General features: G+C 72.7%; 1 protein-coding gene. It reads left to right on the top strand.

Annotated features, from left to right (window positions below; translation table 11 throughout):
* Nucleotides 1-108: 108 nt before the first annotated feature.
* Nucleotides 109-422: hypothetical protein (locus FAF44_RS53795; RefSeq protein ID WP_237111206.1), on the top strand; the 314-nt coding region annotated here is incomplete at its 3' end.

Genomic DNA, 422 nt, shown 5'->3' with positions numbered 1-422 from the left:
ACGTCCTCGGTGAAGGCGGCCCGGCGCTCCCTGGCCTTGAGCCGTTCGGTGACGAGGTCCCGCAGCTCTTCGATCCGCTCCGTGCGGGTCTCCGGGGTGCCGGTCACGGTGGATCTGCGCGAGATCGGCGTGCTGGGCGTCATCGGGCCGCCCGACCCCGTGGACGCGCTGCTGCGCTGGCTGCTGATCCAGCTCGGCACGCTGCGCGCCCCCGACGAGCTGCGGCTGGTGGTCATCACCGCGTCCGGGGGCGAGCACCTCTCCTGGACGCGCTGGCTGCCGCACCTCGACGTGGACACCTCCGTCCCGTGCCTGGTCGGCAACACCCCGGAGACCCGCACGGAGCGGATCGAAGAGCTGCGGGACCTCGTCACCGAACGGCTCAAGGCCAGGGAGCGCCGGGCCGCCTTCACCGAGGACGT

Source organism: Nonomuraea sp. MG754425 (assembly GCF_021699195.1).
GTDB lineage: Bacteria > Actinomycetota > Actinomycetes > Streptosporangiales > Streptosporangiaceae > Nonomuraea.
The sequence above is the reverse complement of the archived record's forward strand: the minus strand, read 5'-3'. Positions and strand labels throughout refer to the sequence as shown.